Raw genomic sequence first — 18,517 nt, 5'->3', positions numbered from 1 at the left:
ATGTTAAACTTGCGCGTTTCCCGGCCCTGTTGCCTTGTTTATCACAGGCTGTGGGCGGCGCCGATTATTTCGTTTATGTCTTGAACCCCAAGGTCTGATAGAACCTCGGGCAGTTCATCTTTGAGGCGCTTGCAGATATACGGGTCCACAAAGTTCATGGAGCCCACCTGCACGGCCGTGGCCCCGGCCATGATGAACTCTACCACATCCTCCGCCGACACCACGCCACCGATGCCGAAGATAGGTATTTTAACGGATTTGTAACATTGCCACACCATCCGTAACGCGATGGGTTTTATGGCCGGGCCGGAAAGCCCGCCGGTGACGTTTGAAAGGGCGGGCTCCCTTTTCCTGATGTCTATGGCCATGCCCACGATGGTGTTAATCACGCTCAACCCGTCGGCCCCGTTGGCCTCGCAGGCCTTGGCGAATTCCGTAATATCCCCCACGTTGGGGGAAAGTTTCACTATCAAAGGTTTGGTGGTGGCCTTTCTGCATGCCTTCACCACGGTTCCTGTAAGTTTTACATCGGAGCCGAAAGCTATGCCACCCTCTTTTATGTTGGGGCAGGATATGTTCATCTCCAGCGCCGCCACTCCGTCCACATTCCCCAGTTTCTCGGCCATCTGGGCGTATTCCTCCACCGTGGCGCCGAAAAAATTGGCTATCACGGCGGTGTTCACACCCCGCAAAACCGGCATTTTGTCTTTAACGAACTTTTCAAACCCGATGTTCTGCAAACCGATGGCGTTAAGCATGCCGGAGGCGGTCTCGAAAATCCTCGGTGGCTTGTTGCCCGCCCTGGGGAAATTGGAAAGACCCTTGGTTACGAACCCGCCGATCTCCTCCAGGTCGTAAAACCGGTTGTACATTATGCCGTAACCGAACGTGCCCGAAGCCCCCACTATTGGGTTTTTCAGCGGCACGCCGCCAAAGTTCACCGAAAGGTTTACATTCCCCATGGGGCTAAAGCTCTATCCTCAGCGCGTCGAACACGGGGCCGTTCTTGCACACGGTTAAATATTTGTCCTGCCCCCTGGCTTTTACCACGCACCCCAGGCAAGCCCCGAACCCGCAGGCCATGCTGTTCTCCAATGACACCTGGCAGGGGATGCCCAGCTCTTCGGCCAGTTGGGCAACTTTCTTCATCATGGGCGTGGGGCCGCAGGTGAAAATAATGTCGGGTCTTGCTCCGCCGGAAATCTCCGTGGAGAACGGCTCCGTTACATACCCTGAAAAGCCGTGGGATCCATCTTCCGTGGCCGTGATAACCCGGGCGTGTTTTTCCAGCCGGTTAAGGTATAAAAGCTCGCTTTCGTTCTTGGCGCCAAGAAAAACGGTGTGCTCATAGGCGCCTTTAGGGCTGTTGGCAAGCAAACCCAGAAACGGAGCCACGCCGGAGCCGCCCGCCACTATCCATATTTTTCTTACCCCCTCAGGAACAGTAAAACCCTGGCCATACGGGCCCATTACGTCCAGACTGCTCCAGGGCGCAAGACCCGCCAGATAACGGGTGCCTTTGCCCACCTGTTTTATCAGCAAACCGAACCGGGATCCGTCCGGCTCAAAGTCCGCTATGCTCATGGGCCTTCGCAGGAAAGGATCCAGCTGGGCCGCGCACCGCACCATCACGAACTGGCCCGGAACGATTTTCGATATCTTCCGCACCGGCTCCAGCGAAAGGTGGAAGAACCCGTCGGACAAGGTGTCCGAGGCTCTCACGATGCAATCAATGGAATAATTCATATAGGTTCCCGGCCCGGTTTAACCCGCCGGTTCCACAGTAATATTTATCTTAACGAGGAACTGGAGTAGCTTTATCAAGTTTTCGTATTCCCCGTCTGTTAGTTTAATATGGGTGGCGTCCGCCACGTCTTGCCCCAATGTAGGATCAACGCTTATCCATTGGCCCACGTAAACTTCGGGCCAGGCGTGGAATAAAAACCCCTGGTGCTCCACAGAATACACCAGCCCCGCCGCGACGCGGGTTGGTATCCCCACGCTTCTAGCCAAGGCGGCGAACAGGTTTGTATGGCTCTGGCATTCTCCTTCTTTTGACAACAGTACGTCAATGGCCGTGAAGGAGTCCACCAGCTTTTTTTTCACGTTGGAAAAAACCCACCGGTTGATAAGGATGGCCGCCTTGTAAGCGTCCTTCTCATGACCCACCATTTTTCTGGCCTCGGAGGCTATCAGCTTGTTGTCGCTCTGGATTTCCGGCGTGGGTTTCAAGTAACCCTCCTCCATCCGGGAAACCCGCGCCAGCGGCAAATCCTGCTTTGGCGCCAGCTTCTTTATGGTCACCGGTATGCTCAGTTTGCTCTTCCCGTCCGCGCCTTTTCTCCACTCCGGCCTGCCCGTGGTCTGGCGTTCGTCGGAGGGAAGGATTACCGGCGACTCAAACCCGCCCACCGTTAATTTAAGCTCTTTTAGCGCCAGCGGATCTTTAATTGGTTTGCTCGGCTTTATAAGACTGAACGTGATAAGGCTTGTTATAGGTATGGTGGCCGCGGGCATGCTAATGGCCTCCCGCTCTGACACTTTTATGGAGGTGAACCCCATGGGGCTTTCCTCCCGGAGTTTTTCACCATTAGCGCCTATGTAGCTTTTGGTGGATATGCCACGGATGCTGGTTTGCGTCACCAGCGTATCCACCGGTTTGCCCTCATGCTGAATGGTTTGCCGGCCTATAACCTCCACAGCGATTTCATCCATGGCGCGCATTTCCGCCAGATAGATGGGGAACTTGCCCTTGAATCCGGGTTTCAGTTTATCCTTCAGCATCAGCTCCAGCGTCTCCGCGAAATATACGCCGGTTTCCAGTTTTTTTGTTACCCGCCGGGAGCCGCCCGCCCCGGTGATGTCCAGGTTCAGATCTTTACCTGCCACCTCGCCCACGGTTTGCTGACGCTGGTTCTGCATGGTGTGGAGCGACACGAACCCTTTCATGCGGTAATCGGGCTCGAGATAATAGGTCTGGGAAAAAGACATGTCCTGCGTGGTGTCCGCCACGGCGAACTTCACCACCGCCCGGCCTGTAACCCGAAAACCCTTCGGGCCGGTTTCAACCTTTTCGAAGGAGAAACCGATTTTCTGCCCCTGGAAGAAGATGTTCATCCAGTTTTCGGACAGGGTTTTCTCGTATGTCCGGTTCTGCCACTCCCTCATCGGCTCCGCGGCGTAGCCGTTGAACGGCAGGGCAAGGAATAACGCCGCAAGAACCCAGGCCAATTTATGGTTCAATGCCGATACCTGAAAATTATCTGGCGGCGCCTCGCAGGGCCATATCCTCAAAATACTCCTGAAGCGTTCGCGCCTCCATGTCCTGCCGGAACCTGGCCGTAATGGCCAGCACCGCCGCTTCGGCCCCTTGGATGGTTGTGAAGTACGGAATATTCTTGTGTAGCGCCATGCGCCGGATCTCATAAGAGTCTTCAATGGATTTCTTGCCGGATGTGGTGTTTATCACCAGGTCCACTCCGCCTTCCTTTATACGGTCCACGCAAGTGGGGGTGCCTTCCCCCACTTTATGGACGACCTCCACTGCTATCCCAGCCGCATTAAGCTTACCGCCGGTTCCCCTGGTAGCCAGAATTTTAAAACCAAATTCGCCCAGGGTTTTGGCGATGCTCATGGTGCGGGCTTTGTCTTTGTCCATCACAGATATGAACACCGTGCCCCCTTCCGGCAATGTGGAGCCGGAGGCCAGCGTGGCCTTGCCGAATGAACGGGGGAACGACCTGTCCAACCCCATAACCTCGCCGGTGGATTTCATCTCGGGGCCTAAAATGGTATCCACGTTCGGGAATTTTATGAACGGGAACACCGACTCTTTCACCGCCACATGTTCGTGAACCACTTCTTCGGTGAATCCAAGCTCTGGAAGTTTCTTTCCGGCCATCACCCGCGCCGCCAGCTGGGCCAGCGGAACGCCGATGGTTTTCGACACGAATGGTATGGTGCGGGAGGCCCTTGGGTTCACCTCCAGCACATATATCTGGTCGTCTTTTATGGCGAACTGGACGTTTATCAGGCCCACTGTGCCCAGCTCTATGGCCATGGCTTTTGTCTGGCGTTTCACTTCGTCCACCAGCTTTTTGCTTATGTTGCGCGGAGGCAGGGAGCAGGCGGAGTCTCCCGAATGCACTCCCGCTTCTTCTATATGCTCCATCACGCCGCCGATGACCACCATCTCGCCGTCGGATATGGCGTCCACATCCATCTCGATGGCGTCGCTCAAAAACTTGTCTATAAGCACGGGATGGTCCGGCGAGGCTTTCACGGCATGGGCCATGTAATATTCCAGCGCTTCATCGTCGTAAACTATCTCCATGGCCCGACCGCCCAGCACGTATGAAGGGCGCACCACCACCGGGTAACCTATCCGCCGCGCTATGGTAAGCGCCTGCTCCGGGTTGGTGGCGATGCCGTTGTCCGGCTGTTTCAAGCCGAGTTTGTGAAGCATCTCCTTGAAACTTTCCCGGTCCTCGGCGCGATGGATGGATTCCGGCGTGGTTCCGATAATCGGCGCCCCGGCTTTTTTGAGCGTCCTGGCCAGGTTCAACGGGGTTTGCCCGCCGAACTGGACTATAACGCCGTAAGGTTTTTCCACCTCGATGATGGAAAGCACGTCTTCCAGCGTCAGCGGCTCGAAGTAGAGCCGGTCGGACGTATCGTAATCCGTGGATACGGTTTCCGGGTTGCAGTTGACCATGATGGTCTCGTAACCGTCTTTCTTCAGCCCTTTCGCCGCGTGGACACAGCAATAGTCGAACTCTATCCCCTGCCCTATCCGGTTGGGCCCGCCGCCCAATATCATCACCTTTTTGCGGTCTGTCGGCTCCGCCTCGCATTCCTCTTCATACGTGGAATAAAGGTATGGCGTATGGGCCTCGAACTCCGCCGCGCAGGTGTCCACCCGTTTGTAAACCGGTTTCACGCCGGTATCGCCCCTCAGGTGTCTCACCTCGTCTTCGGTTTTCCCGGTCAACGCCGCCAGCCGCCGGTCCGAAAAGCCCATGGCCTTCCACCACCGCAGGTTGTCGGCGTCCTCCAGCCCTTTTTCTTTTATGTCCCTCTCGGCGTCCAGAATGTCTTTTATGTTTCGCAAAAACCAGCGGTCAATGGCCGTTATTTCCCACACCTTTTCCATCGGCAGGCCGCGCCGCATGGCCTCCGCCACGTACCATAGCCTGTCCCATGAGGGCACGGCCATCTTTTCGATAACCTCTTCAATGGTGGCCGATGTATGCTCCTCGAAACCGAAAGAGCCCAGCTCCAGCGAGCGGATGGCTTTCTGGAACGCCTCCTTGAAGGTGCGGCCGATGCTCATCACCTCTCCCACGGATTTCATCTGCGTGGTCAGCCGCCGGTCCGCCTTCGGGAATTTTTCGAACGCGAACCTGGGGACTTTTACCACGCAATAATCTATGGAAGGCTCGAACGATGAGGGTGTGACCTTGGTAATGTCGTTCCTTATCTCGTCCAGCGTGTAGCCCACCGCCAGTTTCGCCGCTATCTTTGCGATGGGGAACCCCGTGGCTTTCGACGCCAGCGCCGACGAGCGGGACACGCGCGGATTCATCTCTATTATCACCAGGTCGCCGGTCTTTGGATTCACGGCGAACTGGATGTTGGAGCCGCCGGTGTCCACCCCTATCTCGCGGATTATTTTCAGCGCCGCGTCGCGCATAATCTGGTATTCCCTGTCCGTCAACGTTTGGGCCGGGGCTACGGTGATGGAGTCGCCGGTGTGGATGCCCATGGGGTCGAAATTCTCGATGGAGCAGATGATCACCACGTTGTCGTTAAGGTCGCGCATCACCTCCAGCTCGTACTCTTTCCAGCCCGATATGGATTGCTCGATTAGGAGCTGGGAGACAGGGCTTACAGATAACCCGTAGGCGCAATATTTTTCGTATTCCTCTTCGGTGGTGGCCACGGCCCCGCCCGCGCCCCCCAGGGTGAACGCGGGGCGAAGGATTGCCGGAAGCCCCACGGTTTTCAACGCAGACCGAGCCTCTTCCATGTTGTGGGCCATGGCGGACAATGGCACCGTAAGCCCTATCTCCAGCATGGCCTGTTTGAACAGGTTGCGGTCTTCCGCCTTTTTAATGGCTGGCAGTTTGGCGCCGATAAGCTCCGCGCCGTATTTGTCCAGAACGCCCGCCTCCGCGAGTCCCACGGCAAGGTTCAGCGCCGTCTGCCCTCCCACTGTGGGAAGGATGGCGTCCGGCCGTTCCCTCGCGATAATCCGCTCCAGCATGTCCACGGTGAGGGGTTCTATATATGTGCGGTCGGCCAGCTCCGGGTCGGTCATAATCGTGGCCGGATTGGAGTTGACGAGACAAACGGTGTAACCCTCTTCCTTGAGCGCCTTGCAGGCCTGGGCGCCGGAATAGTCGAACTCGCAAGCCTGGCCTATCACGATCGGCCCCGCGCCGATAATGAGGATTTTATTTATGTCAGTACGTTTTGGCATTTATACGATCACCGGTTTGTAAATGTCGTTTATGTCTATGTTCCGGGAACGTTCCCATTTCAAACTCATGGCGGTGAGGGTGAGCAGGTAATCCCTTATGTCCGCGCCAGCGGTTTTTCTAAAGCCTTTCATCTCTTTTTTAATCGTCCGCCGGGCTTTGGATGGGTGCACGCAAAGGCCGTTGGACAAGTACCACCGCTCTTTATAAAAAAGGGCCCGGCCGCTGAACAGGTCGCCACTCTTAAAAGTGCCGCTCCGCTCGTCGGCGAACAGAATGTTCACGTCCTTGAATATCGCCGTGACTTTCATCACCCCTTCGGCGCTCCATTTTACGCGGAACACGTCCATCTCATGTTTGGCCAGCGCTTCGGCTATTTCCCGGTTCTGCGTGTCCAGCGCGAAGGTGTTTTCTTCCAGGAATAGCTGGAAAATGGTTTTGCCTCCATTGGCCGGGTCTTCCGCATAGTCGAAGATAAACCATTCCATAAACGAAACCATGCGCGTCTCGTACCAAGTGTCGTCTGAATGGATAACTCCCACGCGCCGGTCATAAACCGAACGGGCGTTGCGCGCCATGGTCTCGAACCGTCCGGTGGCGGCGAACCGGGAAATATCCTCCAGCAATCCCCGGATTGGCGCTTCGTATGAAATCTTTACTGCGGCCATTTTTCCATCATATCCGTGAACCGCGTGAAGAGATAAGATGAGTCGTGCGGACCCGGCGACGCCTCCGGATGGTATTGCACCGAAAACACCGGAGCCGATTTTGACCGTATCCCCTCAACGGTTCCATCGTTCAAATTGACATGGGTAACTTCCACATCCGCCGGGATAGAGTCTTTATCCACCGCGAAATTGTGGTTCTGGGCGGTAATTTCCACTTTCCCGGTGGTCAAATCCATCACCGGCTGGTTACCCCCGTGATGGCCGAACTTCAACCGGTAAGTTTTGGCGCCCAGGGCGATTGATAGTATCTGATGACCCAGGCATATACCGAAAATGGGTTTTTTACCCATCAACTGTTTGATGGTTTTCGCCAAATAAGGTACCGCCGCCGGATCTCCCGGGCCGTTGCTCAAAAATACGCCATCCGGGGCAAAATCCAGGATCGCCTCGGCGTTCATATTCGCCGGGACGACAGTCACATCACACCCGGCGGACACAAGGTTGCGCAAGATGTTGTGCTTTATACCAGTATCCACAGCCACAACCTTGAACCTGGCCGGTTTGGCCAACGGCTCAAACCCTTTTCCCAGCCTCCATAACCCGGAATCCCATTTATATGGGGCCGAGCAGGTAACTTTGGCCGCCAAATCTATCCCGTCCAGGTTTTTAAGGATTTTGGCTTTCTCCACCACCAAGTCCATATTGTTACCGCTGGAGCTTATCACCCCCGGCATGGAGCCTTTTTCCCTGATGTGCTTGGTGAGCGCCCGGGTGTCTATCCCCTGAATACCCACCACCCCCATCTCCCGCAAATAATCACCCAAACTCTGGGACTGGCGGAAATTGGAGGCCATGGCGCTCTCCTCTTTTATTATGAAACCCGATGAGAACACCCGGCGCGACTCCACATCCTCCGTGTTCACGCCATAATTGCCGATCAAAGGGTATGTCATGGTAACCATCTGCCCTTCATAAGAAGGATCGGTAAGTATCTCCTGATACCCCATCATGGAAGTGTTGAAGACAACCTCGCCGGAAGTCTCCCCGCGCATGCCTAATGGCCTGCCTGTGAATACCCTTCCATCAGATAACGCCAGATACGCTCTCTCTTTTAACATATCAAATACTGAAATAAATATATATCATGTTATTAATTAGTTATCTTCGTAGGCCACATTTCCGTTTACAATCGTTGCCACCGCTTTTCCCTTCATTTTCCAGCCCGCGAAGGGGGTGTTTCTCCCCTTGGATTTAAACTGGGAGGGTTCTACAACCCATTCTTTATCCGGGTCTATTATAGTTATGTCCGCCACGGCTCCGGGCTGGATGGTCCCACGGTTTATCTTCAATATTTTAGAGGGGTTAAAGGACATCACCTCCACCAGCCGCAAGGGGGTGAGCCTGCCATCCCTTACCAGGCCCAAGCTTAAAGGAACCGCCGTTTCCAGCCCTACGATACCAAATGCGGCGGAATCGAACTCCACCTCTTTTTCCGCTATGCCGTGGGGCGCGTGATCGGTGGCGATACAGTCTATCGTCCCATCGGCAAGTCCTTGAATTATTGCATTAATATCCCTGGATTCCCTTAGTGGAGGGGCCATTTTGGCGTTGGTGTCGTACTCACCCACCGCCTCGTCTGTCAGGGTGAAATGGTGGGGCGCGGCTTCGGCCGTCACTTTAACCCCTTTTTGCTTGGCGAACCGGATAAGCTCCACGGCTCCGGCGGTGGACACATGGGCGAAATGCACATGCCCCCCGGTATATTCCGCCAAGCTAATATCCCTTGCGGTTATGGTGTCTTCCGAGATCCTTGGCGCACCCACCAGCCCAAGCCGGGTGGATACCACCCCCTCGTTCATAACGCCATTCTGTTTTAAATCAATATCTTCCGCATGCTCGATAATGGCAAGCCCAAACATGCCTGCATATTCTATGGCCGCCCGCATCACCGCCGCGTTCATCACGCATTTGCCGTCATCCGACAATGCCACCACCCCGGCTTCGGCCATTTCCGCAATATCCGCCAAAGCTTCCCCCTTTAATCCTTTGGTGATGGCGCCGATGGGGAATACGTTTACGGCTCCTTTGGATTTGGCCATGTTCCGGATGAACTCCGTAACTTGGGCGCAATCGTTTACCGGGTTGGTGTTGGCCATGCATGCCACCGAGGTAAACCCTCCAGCGGCGGCGGACTTAGTTCCAGTTTCGATAGTTTCTTTATATTCGTACCCCGGCTCCCTGAGATGGACATGCATGTCCACCAAGCCAGGAACCACCCATTTGCCCTCGGCGCTTAGAACTTTTGCGTCCTCAGTCTGGATAGATATATCAATAATTGAAATAATACCCTTCTCAACGAGAACATCTCGGATTCCATCCACACCGCTGGCGGGATCAATCACCCTGCCGCCTTTTATCAATAACCTTTTTACGCTCATAGTGCAGATATAGAACTAATATGTACAATTATAAAGTGTGATAAATCAAGCATTACTAGCCGAACCTCCCCCAAGGAGAAGATATAGTACCGCCATCCTGACAGCCACACCGTTGGTGACTTGGTCCAGCATCACGCACCAAGGCCCATCCGCCACTTCAGGGGATATTTCCACCCCCCGGTTGATGGGGCCGGGGTGCAGAACCAGCGGATCCTTGGCGGCCAGTTTCAGGGTTTCCGGGGACAATCCGTACAGCTTAGAATATTCTCTCAGGTTTGGAAATTTCTTCTCGTTAAGGCGTTCGGTCTGGATGCGGAGCATCATCACCACATCGGCCCCGGTCACCGCTTCTTTAAGTGAATTCGTCACCCTGTCCACAACCAGTCCGGCAGGCCTGTTATTATCGCAGGATATATCGCAAACAGGTAGCAAAGTGGCAGGGCCACAGAGCGTGATGTTTGCGCCTAATAGCTTCATTAATATGATGTTAGACCGGGCTACCCGGCTGTTCAAAATATCTCCAATTATTGAAATATTCAAATTGTCCAGGGGGCCTTTTTTCTCCCGGATGGTAAACAGGTCCAGCAAACTTTGGGTGGGGTGTTCATGCCTTCCATCCCCGGCGTTTACCACAGCACAGTCTATCCATTCAGAGATTCTGAGGGGAATCCCGGAGTACTGGCTTCGGACAACCACCAAGTCTGGTTTCATGGCGGAAAGGTTCCTCGCCATGTCCTTAATGGTTTCTCCTTTGGAAAGGGAGGAGCCGGTGGCGCTGATATTTATCACGTCCGCCGAGAGCCGTTTTCCGGCTATCTCGAAGCTGGTTTTAGTCCGGGTGGAGGGCTCCAGAAAGCAATTGATAATGGTTTTGCCCCGGAGCGGAGGTATTTTCTTTACATCCCTGGTGGACACCTCTTTCATGGCCGAGGCGGTGTTTAAAATCCTCTCCACATCCTCGATGGTAAGGTCCGCCGCGGAAAGTAGCCGCCTTTTCTGGGTAAATCCTTTTTCCGACATCAATCCAGATCCGGTATTTTTTCGGTTAAGCCGCTCACCACGATATCTTTCCCGTCACATTCCTTGAACCGTACCCTTATTTTTTCAACATATTGGGTAGGCACGCTCTTGCCGCAATAGTCCGGCCGGATGGGCAATTCCCTATGCCCCCGGTCTATCAATACGGCCAGTTGGACCTGCTTTGGCCTTCCCAAATCGAAAAGATGGGCTATGGCCGCGTTGATGGTCCTTCCGGTGAACAGCACGTCGTCCACCAGAAGGACTGTTTTATTGGTGACCGAAAAAGGGATGTCTGTCTTCTTGGCCTCAAATTCCTGGCCCCGGCTGTGGAAATCGTCCCGGTAGAAGGTAGGGTCCAAATATCCTGTCGCAATGGTTACTTCCGCTATTTTCTTCAATTCCCTGGCCAGCCTGTCGGCCAATACGGCGCCCCGGGTGACAATCCCAACGATGGCCAAATCGTTCAAGTCCCGGTTCCGCTCCACAATTTCGTGGGCTATGCGGGTTATGGTCTGCCGCATCTTGACCGGGGTTAGGATTACGCTGGAATCCGCCAGCTTGTCGTTTTTTTTCTCTTCAGCCTGGGACAATTATGACCTTGCCTGTTAGGGATTAAATAAACAGCCAACCCTTGTTGAAAGGGAACCAGAGCCGGAGCGGCATTGGAGGAGAGATTGAAACCACCACATACGCCATGGGTCACATCTCTAGTCTGTCGGGCTTAAGCGTGTGGGCGAACCACCGCCTTCCGAGCGATCTTTTTAGCCTCACCGGACTACTTTAAAGATTCCGCCTTCCTGAAAAACTTTATCAGAGAGCCGTCACAGCTTGCAAGGGCAATCGCGCCTTTTCTTCCCCCATTTTCGCGCGTTTTATTGAACCCACTGAATAGACTTGAAATAAGAGTGAATCCATCACCCTTCATCTGTTATCATCTAACCGGATAGTGAGGGGATAGGCATGTTTCACAACACCATCGCGCTTATCGTGGAGGATTCGGCCACGATAAGAAGTTATGTGTCGTCCGTCCTGAAAACCCATTTGAATTGCCACCAGATTATCAGCATGGGCAACGGGCTGGACGCGTGCCGCATGGTGGAAGGCGGGACCCAAAGGATAGACTGGATATTCAGCGACTGGGAAATGCCCGGTGTCCGTGGGGACGAGTTTTTAAAAAGAGTCCGCCAAAATCCGGCAACAGCCAAAACCCCATTTATAATGATAACCGGCAGGAACGACAAAGAGTCGCTGATGGCCGCTATTGAGGCCGGTGTAACCGACTACCTTGTAAAACCTTTCACGGCCACAGCCCTGGTGCAAAAAATCCGGCGTGTCTTGAGTTTGCAGGAGCGCCGCTCTATGGAGCGTTACTTGAGTCTTTCGAACGTTAAAGTGGAAATCAGGTTCTCCACCGGCGGGGCATATCAAAGCTCCCTTGTGAACCTGTCTATGGGCGGCTTCTTGACGCTGGCCCCGGTATTCCGCGCCGGTAGCGGTTGTATCTACGACATAGCCAACGTGGCCTTCCATTTTAACCATAGCGTGTTCAGCGTGAAGGCGGAGCTTATGCGGGTGGAAAACTGCAAGAGCCAGCCGGAAAGCGATTTGTTGATATTGGCCGCGTTCAAATTTATGGATTTGGACGAGACGGCCATGGAGAATTTAAGCGGCCTGATAAAACAGCTTAAAGCGCTTTCCGACGAGGAAACCAGCGTGGCCTTCGCCGAGTGAGTTTTACAACTGCTGTCGGTAATTCAGCTTAAACAGCCCTTCCCGCTTTATCTCCCCCATTCTTTCAGGCCCCATCTTTTCCAGAGACGCCAGCAGGGTTTCAGCCTTATCCACCGCGTCTTTTATGTCTATCCCGGCCCTCTCTCCGTTGACGCTTTTTAATAAGCTGGAGCCGGTGGTTAGAAGGCTTGTGGCGCCGCGCCAGTTCGGTTCGTCCACTATTTTGTATAACGCCACCGCGAGCTGGATGATCCCTTGGTAATATATCTTTTCCTCGCCCCGGGCGCTTATCCACAGCTCCTCGAAAACGTCGTGGCATTGGAAATATTTGCCCGCGTTGAAAAGCTCCACCCCTTTTCCGCCAGATTCCGGCAGGACTATTTTTCCGTTATCCACGCGCTGGGGCCACAATGGCCGTCAATCCGAAAAGCGCCGTGGCGGAAAGCACAATGGTGGCGCCGGAGGCGATATCGAAATGGTAAGAAAGGACAAGCCCGCATATTACCGAGATAACGGCGCAGGCCAGGGAAATCATGTATTGTGACTTGTAAGTGCTGGCCAGCATGTAGCCCACCGCGCCGGGGATTACCAGCAGGGCCGACACCAGCACGATACCCAGAAGTTTTATGGACACCACTACCGCCACGGCTATCATCACCAACAGCATATCCTGTAGCCGTTCCACGTTCACGCCGGAAACTTTGGCCCATTCCTCGTCGAAACAATAGACTTTAATTTCTTTGTAAAACACCATCATCAGCGCGGCGGTGATAATAAGCGCCCCCATGGCCAGGATCAAATCCGCCTCGGAAACCGCCAGGATTGAGCCGAACAGAAAAGCGAACAGGTCTATGTTATATCCCTTGGCCAGGCCAAGGCACAACACGCCGAAAGCCATGGAGGCGGCGAACATCACTCCCACGCCGGTGTCTTCGTGAATGCCCCCTCTTCTGGACATCCACGCTATGCAAAGCGCCGCAAACACCGAAAAGCCCAGCGCCGAATACATGAAATCCGTCCCCAGCAATGCGCCTAAGGCCACGCCGCCGAAAGCTGAGTGGGATATACCAGCCCCCATGAATGACATTTTCTTTAGCACCACCACCACCGACAATATCGCGCAGAGCGAACCGATGATCAGCCCCGCCGCCAGGGCGCGAACCATGAACCCCTGGGACAATAGCTCAATCATGGCCCTTGTCCTCTTCATGCTTGTGCCCGTGCTGGCTTACCAGCCTGTGAGGCACCGCGTGGCCGTGCATGAGAATCTCCCACTGGCTCCCGTAGGCATCCCCAATCACACCCCCGGCGATAACATTGGCCGGCGAGTCGTGGCAGAAAACCCGCTGGTTGATGCATATAAGGTCGTCCACAATGCTGGAGATCACGCCCACGTCATGGCTCACCAGGACAACGGTCATTTTTAAATCGAGCAGTAGCTCTTTTATAAGCGTGTAAAAAGAGTCTTGCGAAAGGATATCCACCCCGGTGGTGGGCTCGTCCAGCAACAATAACTTCGGCTGGGCGCACAGGGCGCGGGCTATCAAAACCTTTTGGCGCTCACCCCCGGAAAGGGAGCCGAACCGCTTATCCGCCAGATCCAGGATGCCCACGCGGGTGATGGCGTCGTCCACGGCCAGCTGGTCTTCTTTACCCGGCGCCTTACCCCACCCAAGCCTGCCGTAACGGCCCATCATCACAACCTCGCGGGATTTGATGGGGAACCGGCTTTCGAATACCGAGGATTGGGGCACATACCCGATCAAATTGTGTGAGTGGCCAGGCGGGTGGCCGAACACTTTTATTATCCCGCTTTCGGGTTTCACCAACCCTAACAGGGCCCGCAACAACGTGGTTTTCCCCGCGCCGTTGGGGCCAATGATACCGGCGAACCGTTGGGCGGCGATGCGTAAGGTGACCCCGTCCAGGGCCACCCTGCCCTTGTAGCGAACCACAAGGTTCTCCACCTCCACCACATAGGGCCCGGCTCCGGAGTTAGGCTTCATTTTCGCGCAAATCTTCCTTCCGCCGGGCTCCATGAGAAAACCGCATGGCCTTTTACGCCGTCTTCATAGACGGAGATGACCACGTGGGACGCGTCCGGGAAAGATGGCTCGTCACTACCAGCCCACATGGCGGCCCGGTGGTCCTCGCCGGACCAATAAGCTTCGTGGCCCGGATGGGAATGATAGAAACCGATCACCGTTTTTCCATTCTTCATCGCATCCTCGAACGCGTGTTTTAGATCCTTGGGATCCATGAAATAACCTGTATCCGCGTCCCGGGTGTAAAGCTCGGGGTATTTCTCTTTCAATTGATGCTGGATGTTGGCGCATGGGCGCACCTCGTTCTTGGAATAATCCCCCAGAGCGCCCAAAATAACCCCGCAACATTCGTTGGGAAACTCCCTTCTTGCGTGGGCGAACATTACCTCCAGGTCTTCCGGCCTGAGTTTAAACATTTCCACCATTTACCGTTGAATTTCGAGAAGTTTATTATATTCGGCAAACTTGGCGGCGGGATTTAATTTTCGTGAACGGGCCCGAAATTAAATTACAATGAAACCCGAAGTTCAATAATTTTGAAGTGGGATGAAAATGGAAACCAGACAACTGGCCGGCGGTTCCAAAATATCTGTAACGCCATTGACCCTGGGTACATGGAGAATAGGGGGCGCCCCTTTCTGGGCGCCGCAGGATTCAGAGATATCCGTCCAGGCCATCCAAACAGCCATCGGCGCCGGGATAAATTGCATAGATACCGCCCCGGTTTACGGGATGGGGCTGGCCGAAGAGTTGATCGGAAAAGCCATCGCGGGCCGTCGCGACAAAGTGGTTCTTGCCACCAAGTGCGGCTTAAAGTGGAAAGACGCAACCATCGGCGGAATTTATAAAGATTTGACCCCCCAGTCCATCACCCAGGAGCTGGAAGATTCCCTTAAAAGACTTGGTACAGACCGGGTGGAGATATACCAGATCCATTGGCCAGACCCCGCAACGCCCATAGCCGATACCATGAACGCTTTGATAAAAATGAAGGAACAGGGGAAGATTTTGGAGATAGGTGTTTCCAATTTCACTCTAGAGCAACTGCAGGAGGCTATTGGCATAGCGCCAATAGCCTGCGTCCAGCCCAAATATAACGTGCTGGAGCGGGAAATTGAGGCGGATTTGCTTCCGTTTTGCGCACAGAACCATATTGGGGTGCTGGCTTATAGCCCACTGGCTTCCGGCGTGCTGTCGGGCAAATACGGGAAAGACACCAAGTTCGACGACTGGCGTGATGGGAAAAACTTCGGCATCTTCCGTCCGGAAACGTTCGTAAAAGGCATGGACCAGGTGGAACGGCTAAAGGAAGTGGCGGAAGATTACGGCATGACCTTGCCCCAACTTGCCATCCGGTGGCTTGTGGAACAGAAAGGGGTCACCTCCGCCATTGTGGGATGCAACAACCCGGAGCAGGTGGAAGAGAACGTCACCGCTGTCAGCCTCAGGATCGACAGCCAGTTCCTTACCGCTATTGATACCGCTCTGGCCGGGTAGGGGCATTTTAGCGTTAATATATCCATAGCTGTAAAATTAAAATAACTGCTTTTCCGGCCCCAGAGGTGACTCTGGGGCTTTTCTATTAGTAGGTCGCACTATATTCACCAGCAAGCGATATATCAGAGAAGTAAATATACTATTATAGATATATTTATAATAATCAACAATTGCACGAGTGTCCGCCAAAGGTAGCCATATACCCTATTGCCCCATGCCCGCAACCAGATATATCTTCTGCGCCACCAGCTTCCCCGCAAACGCCATCCCTGAGGAGCGCAAGACTAGATGCCGCATGGTTCTCCCGGTAATCCGCCGTCCATGTCAGCAATGATGAAATTCCAGTTTTCTTTATGGGCCAAGAATATCAATTTCTGCGCGACGGGCGGTACACCATATACTATAAAAAACCCTTATTATCTAAAATAATAGTACAGAATACTTGCCATTAATACATCATATAGCGTGCATTTCACCTTTATCTTTACTTGGGGATTAAATATTAGATATACTGATTAACGATTTACTATAATAACAGGGCCATGAGGCGGATTGATCTAACCAGAAACTCCCCTGGCAAGTTAGTAAACCTTAGGCGTGGGGTTTGGGCTTGGTGTCCAGAGCCATTGCCCCCTGCATTGGAGGCTTCTTGGCCTCTTGCCCACCAATTAGCCAACGCGGAACGGGCTTTTGGGATGTTTCTTGGACGTGGCGCCCACCCAAATCTGCTAGGCTTCTTGCGGAGCGTCCTGCCGATAGCGGAGGTTGCGGCGCTTTCACGCTTAAATGGCCAGCCAACCAGTTTTGAATCGGCCATTTTATCACGCGCCATGGACAATCAAGCCGATGCTCGGATAAATCAACTGGTTGATAATTATCAGCGGGCTTTGGAGCAAGGTTCTTTTCAGTTATCCAAAGGTCTGCCGGTAAACCTTATGCTTACCCTGGATTTGCACAATATCCTGTTCGGCCAGATGGGTGCCGAGGCAGGAAATTTCCGGGAAACCCAGTTGGAACCCTTTAATTTATTAGGTGTTGAGTCTGCAACCCATATTTTTACCCCGCCTCCGGTCGATTTCCTTAAGCCAGCCCTGTATTCTTTGGACAAATTCTTCCGTCACCCGCCTTCTTTGCCCGATCTGGTAATTGCCACACTGGTTTATTATCAGCTGGTTGCCCTTCAACCTTTTGAAATGGGCTCCGGTATCATGGCGGGCCTGATATTTAGCCTCATGACATCTAAGCAGGGAGGCCATGATGGGGCACTATTACCTTTAACCCCTTATATTGAAAGAAATAAGGAAAAGCTGGCCAAAGCTTTTTATGAAATTATGCAAAACGGAGACTGGGCCGGGTGGACCGGTTTGTTTCTGGACATGATTGCCGATCAAAGCGCCCGGCTTGTGGATATCACTGGCAGGCTGGATACCCTTCATCATGATTATTCAAAGCTTTTGGTGGCAGAGCGGGCCTCAAACGTGCTCCCCCAGCTACTGGACGAGCTTTTCAGCCTGCCCGCCATAACGGTGAACCGGGCGGCCCGGGTTTGCAGGGTTACTTTCCGGGCGGCGCAATTCAATGTGGAGAAGCTGGTGTCGCTGGGGATTTTGGCGGAACATACGGGAAGACGGCGCAACCGGGTCTATGTGGTTCCTCAACTTATTGAGTTATACGGGTCTATTTAGCTTTACCCGAATGGATATAGTCCCCAACTTTTCTCATCCATTTCATTTCCGCCTCGCTCATTTCCCCCTTGTCCAGCGCGGATAGGGCTTCTTTCAGCTCATCCATATTTTTAGGCCCGCTCATGCACACGTCAACTGTAGGGTTGCTCATCACAAACCTATAACAATCAGAGGCTTTAGGTGTCGCCTCGCCAGAGGGGGTGTTACCAGATTTCAATAACTGTCCCCAGCAGGTGGTGGTGTATGTGGTGATTGCTGGGCGGACAGACCTTTCTTTGTCTATATGAGGGAATATCTCGTCTTCCGCACCCCTGTGGACGGCGTTATAACGGGTCATCATTGCATCGTACAGTCCAGAGGCGGCGAATTCAGGGAAAGCTTTCCTATTATGCCCCGAAATGGCCAGGTGCCGGAATAACCCCTTAACTTTTAAGTCACTACAAATATCCAGCGTCTTCTGGGACGGAGGGCCGTTGTGCCAGCCCAACAGTAACACATCCACATATTCCAACCCGTTATTTTTCAAGAACGAATAGAAACTCCTGTTAAACGGCCAAGCCCATTCCCGCCAGTATATTTGGGCGACAATGATCAACTGCTCCCGTTTGCCTTTGCCTGTCAGGTTCTTTATGGCCTGGGTCATGCCGTCCCGCCGGATGGAGCCATGATACAGGTAGTTAACCCCCCTTTCCACCGCCATTTCAACACCTTCGGCCGACACGCCGTATCCCCCGGCCAAGCCAAGCCTTAATACTTTCCGGCCTGTCCGGCCCAACACCCCTTCCCTAAAAGCTTCCTTGGTAAGCATAACTTCCCCGCTTTAACTTATTGGTTTAATGTACGACCTTATAACCAAGCGGGGCAACCGGATATTAAAATTTGAATAACTTGTAAGGTTTTATTATCTTACAATATAGAAGAGCCTTAAGGCTCAAGGGTGTTTGGTTAGTTTTG

At 53.5% G+C, this 18,517-nt stretch carries 17 protein-coding genes; 3 read left to right on the top strand and 14 right to left on the bottom strand.

The genetic code is table 11. The features are described 5' to 3' along the window. Positions 1-41: 41 nt before the first annotated feature. Genes HY751_09790 through pyrR form a run of 9 tightly spaced genes read right to left on the bottom strand, consistent with a single transcriptional unit; the run spans position 42 to position 11,162 of the window. Positions 42-962 carry a dihydroorotate dehydrogenase gene (locus HY751_09790; GenBank protein ID MBI4666685.1) on the bottom strand — a complete coding sequence of 307 codons (921 nt, stop codon included), beginning with the start codon at positions 960-962 and terminating at the stop codon, positions 42-44. A 4-nt stretch (positions 963-966) separates the two neighbouring features. Continuing rightward, complete coding sequence (locus tag HY751_09785) at positions 967-1,746, bottom strand: dihydroorotate dehydrogenase electron transfer subunit (GenBank protein MBI4666684.1); 780 nt, start codon at positions 1,744-1,746, stop codon at positions 967-969. 18 nt (positions 1,747-1,764) lie between these two features. Beyond that, complete coding sequence (locus tag HY751_09780) at positions 1,765-3,243, bottom strand: transglutaminase domain-containing protein (GenBank protein ID MBI4666683.1); 1,479 nt, start codon at positions 3,241-3,243, stop codon at positions 1,765-1,767. Between the two features lie 16 nt (positions 3,244-3,259). Further along, a complete protein-coding gene (gene carB / locus HY751_09775) occupies positions 3,260-6,481 on the bottom strand; it encodes a carbamoyl-phosphate synthase large subunit (GenBank protein MBI4666682.1) in 3,222 nt (1,073 codons plus the stop codon). Next, positions 6,482-7,147 carry a hypothetical protein gene (locus HY751_09770; protein ID MBI4666681.1) on the bottom strand — a complete coding sequence of 222 codons (666 nt, stop codon included), beginning with the start codon at positions 7,145-7,147 and terminating at the stop codon, positions 6,482-6,484. It abuts the gene before it with no gap. Next, positions 7,135-8,265 carry a glutamine-hydrolyzing carbamoyl-phosphate synthase small subunit gene (carA, locus tag HY751_09765; protein MBI4666680.1) on the bottom strand — a complete coding sequence of 377 codons (1,131 nt, stop codon included), beginning with the start codon at positions 8,263-8,265 and terminating at the stop codon, positions 7,135-7,137. Before carA ends, HY751_09770 begins: the two co-directional genes overlap by 13 nt. A gap of 36 nt (positions 8,266-8,301) precedes the next feature. Beyond that, positions 8,302-9,585, bottom strand: coding sequence for a dihydroorotase (locus HY751_09760; GenBank protein MBI4666679.1), 1,284 nt, complete (start codon positions 9,583-9,585; stop codon positions 8,302-8,304). A gap of 45 nt (positions 9,586-9,630) precedes the next feature. Further along, positions 9,631-10,605 carry an aspartate carbamoyltransferase catalytic subunit gene (locus tag HY751_09755; GenBank protein ID MBI4666678.1) on the bottom strand — a complete coding sequence of 325 codons (975 nt, stop codon included), beginning with the start codon at positions 10,603-10,605 and terminating at the stop codon, positions 9,631-9,633. Next, the gene (gene pyrR, locus HY751_09750) at positions 10,605-11,162 is read right to left on the bottom strand and encodes a bifunctional pyr operon transcriptional regulator/uracil phosphoribosyltransferase PyrR (protein MBI4666677.1); all 558 of its coding nucleotides are present in this window, start codon (positions 11,160-11,162) and stop codon (positions 10,605-10,607) included. Before pyrR ends, HY751_09755 begins: the two co-directional genes overlap by 1 nt. A 403-nt stretch (positions 11,163-11,565) precedes the next feature. On the opposite strand from pyrR, the gene HY751_09745 reads away from it, so the two are divergent. Further along, positions 11,566-12,336: a response regulator gene (locus HY751_09745; GenBank protein ID MBI4666676.1), complete on the top strand. Its 771-nt coding sequence runs from the start codon at positions 11,566-11,568 to the stop codon at positions 12,334-12,336. Positions 12,337-12,339: 3 nt separating this feature from the next. Here HY751_09745 and HY751_09740 read toward each other — a convergent pair whose 3' ends face one another. From HY751_09740 to HY751_09725, 4 genes are read right to left on the bottom strand one after another with little or no spacing between them, the layout of a single operon-like run. Then, positions 12,340-12,732, bottom strand: a complete 393-nt coding sequence (locus tag HY751_09740; protein MBI4666675.1) for a DUF309 domain-containing protein — start codon at positions 12,730-12,732, stop codon at positions 12,340-12,342. After that, the gene (locus tag HY751_09735) at positions 12,725-13,528 is read right to left on the bottom strand and encodes a metal ABC transporter permease (GenBank protein ID MBI4666674.1); all 804 of its coding nucleotides are present in this window, start codon (positions 13,526-13,528) and stop codon (positions 12,725-12,727) included. Before HY751_09735 ends, HY751_09740 begins: the two co-directional genes overlap by 8 nt. After that, positions 13,521-14,342, bottom strand: a complete 822-nt coding sequence (locus HY751_09730; GenBank protein ID MBI4666673.1) for an ABC transporter ATP-binding protein — start codon at positions 14,340-14,342, stop codon at positions 13,521-13,523. Before HY751_09730 ends, HY751_09735 begins: the two co-directional genes overlap by 8 nt. Continuing rightward, entirely contained in the window at positions 14,339-14,797 is a 459-nt protein-coding gene (locus tag HY751_09725; protein ID MBI4666672.1) for a M67 family metallopeptidase, read from the bottom strand. Before HY751_09725 ends, HY751_09730 begins: the two co-directional genes overlap by 4 nt. A gap of 136 nt (positions 14,798-14,933) precedes the next feature. Between HY751_09725 and HY751_09720 the strand changes: the two genes are divergently transcribed. Next, a complete protein-coding gene (locus HY751_09720; protein ID MBI4666671.1) occupies positions 14,934-15,878 on the top strand; it encodes an aldo/keto reductase in 945 nt (314 codons plus the stop codon). Between the two features lie 695 nt (positions 15,879-16,573). Further along, complete coding sequence (locus tag HY751_09715; GenBank protein MBI4666670.1) at positions 16,574-17,563, top strand: Fic family protein; 990 nt, start codon at positions 16,574-16,576, stop codon at positions 17,561-17,563. On the opposite strand, the gene HY751_09710 is transcribed toward HY751_09715, so the two are convergent. Further along, positions 17,556-18,371, bottom strand: coding sequence for an aldo/keto reductase (locus HY751_09710; GenBank protein MBI4666669.1), 816 nt, complete (start codon positions 18,369-18,371; stop codon positions 17,556-17,558). The two genes, HY751_09715 and HY751_09710, sit on opposite strands and share 8 nt — an antisense overlap. Positions 18,372-18,517 lie beyond the last annotated feature (146 nt).

The organism is Nitrospinota bacterium (genome assembly GCA_016208975.1).
Taxonomy (GTDB): Bacteria; Nitrospinota_A; UBA7883; order UBA7883; family JACRLM01; genus JACQXA01.
This window is presented reverse-complemented; position numbering and strand designations above follow the sequence as displayed.

Excerpts from the sequence above, each read along its gene's own strand:
- HY751_09715 (MBI4666670.1), top strand. The coding sequence starts at position 16,574 with ATGTTTCTTGGACGTGGCGCCCACCCAAATCTGCTAGGCTTCTTGCGG.
- HY751_09760 (MBI4666679.1), bottom strand. The coding sequence starts at position 9,585 with ATGAGCGTAAAAAGGTTATTGATAAAAGGCGGCAGGGTGATTGATCCC.
- HY751_09790 (MBI4666685.1), bottom strand. The coding sequence starts at position 962 with ATGGGGAATGTAAACCTTTCGGTGAACTTTGGCGGCGTGCCGCTGAAA.
- carA (MBI4666680.1), bottom strand. The coding sequence starts at position 8,265 with ATGTTAAAAGAGAGAGCGTATCTGGCGTTATCTGATGGAAGGGTATTC.
- HY751_09745 (MBI4666676.1), top strand. The coding sequence starts at position 11,566 with ATGTTTCACAACACCATCGCGCTTATCGTGGAGGATTCGGCCACGATA.
- HY751_09710 (MBI4666669.1), bottom strand. The coding sequence starts at position 18,371 with ATGCTTACCAAGGAAGCTTTTAGGGAAGGGGTGTTGGGCCGGACAGGC.
- HY751_09770 (MBI4666681.1), bottom strand. The coding sequence starts at position 7,147 with ATGGCCGCAGTAAAGATTTCATACGAAGCGCCAATCCGGGGATTGCTG.
- HY751_09725 (MBI4666672.1), bottom strand. The coding sequence starts at position 14,797 with ATGTTTAAACTCAGGCCGGAAGACCTGGAGGTAATGTTCGCCCACGCA.
- HY751_09755 (MBI4666678.1), bottom strand. The coding sequence starts at position 10,605 with ATGTCGGAAAAAGGATTTACCCAGAAAAGGCGGCTACTTTCCGCGGCG.
- HY751_09735 (MBI4666674.1), bottom strand. The coding sequence starts at position 13,528 with ATGATTGAGCTATTGTCCCAGGGGTTCATGGTTCGCGCCCTGGCGGCG.
- carB (MBI4666682.1), bottom strand. The coding sequence starts at position 6,481 with ATGCCAAAACGTACTGACATAAATAAAATCCTCATTATCGGCGCGGGG.
- HY751_09730 (MBI4666673.1), bottom strand. The coding sequence starts at position 14,342 with ATGAAGCCTAACTCCGGAGCCGGGCCCTATGTGGTGGAGGTGGAGAAC.
- HY751_09720 (MBI4666671.1), top strand. The coding sequence starts at position 14,934 with ATGGAAACCAGACAACTGGCCGGCGGTTCCAAAATATCTGTAACGCCA.
- HY751_09785 (MBI4666684.1), bottom strand. The coding sequence starts at position 1,746 with ATGAATTATTCCATTGATTGCATCGTGAGAGCCTCGGACACCTTGTCC.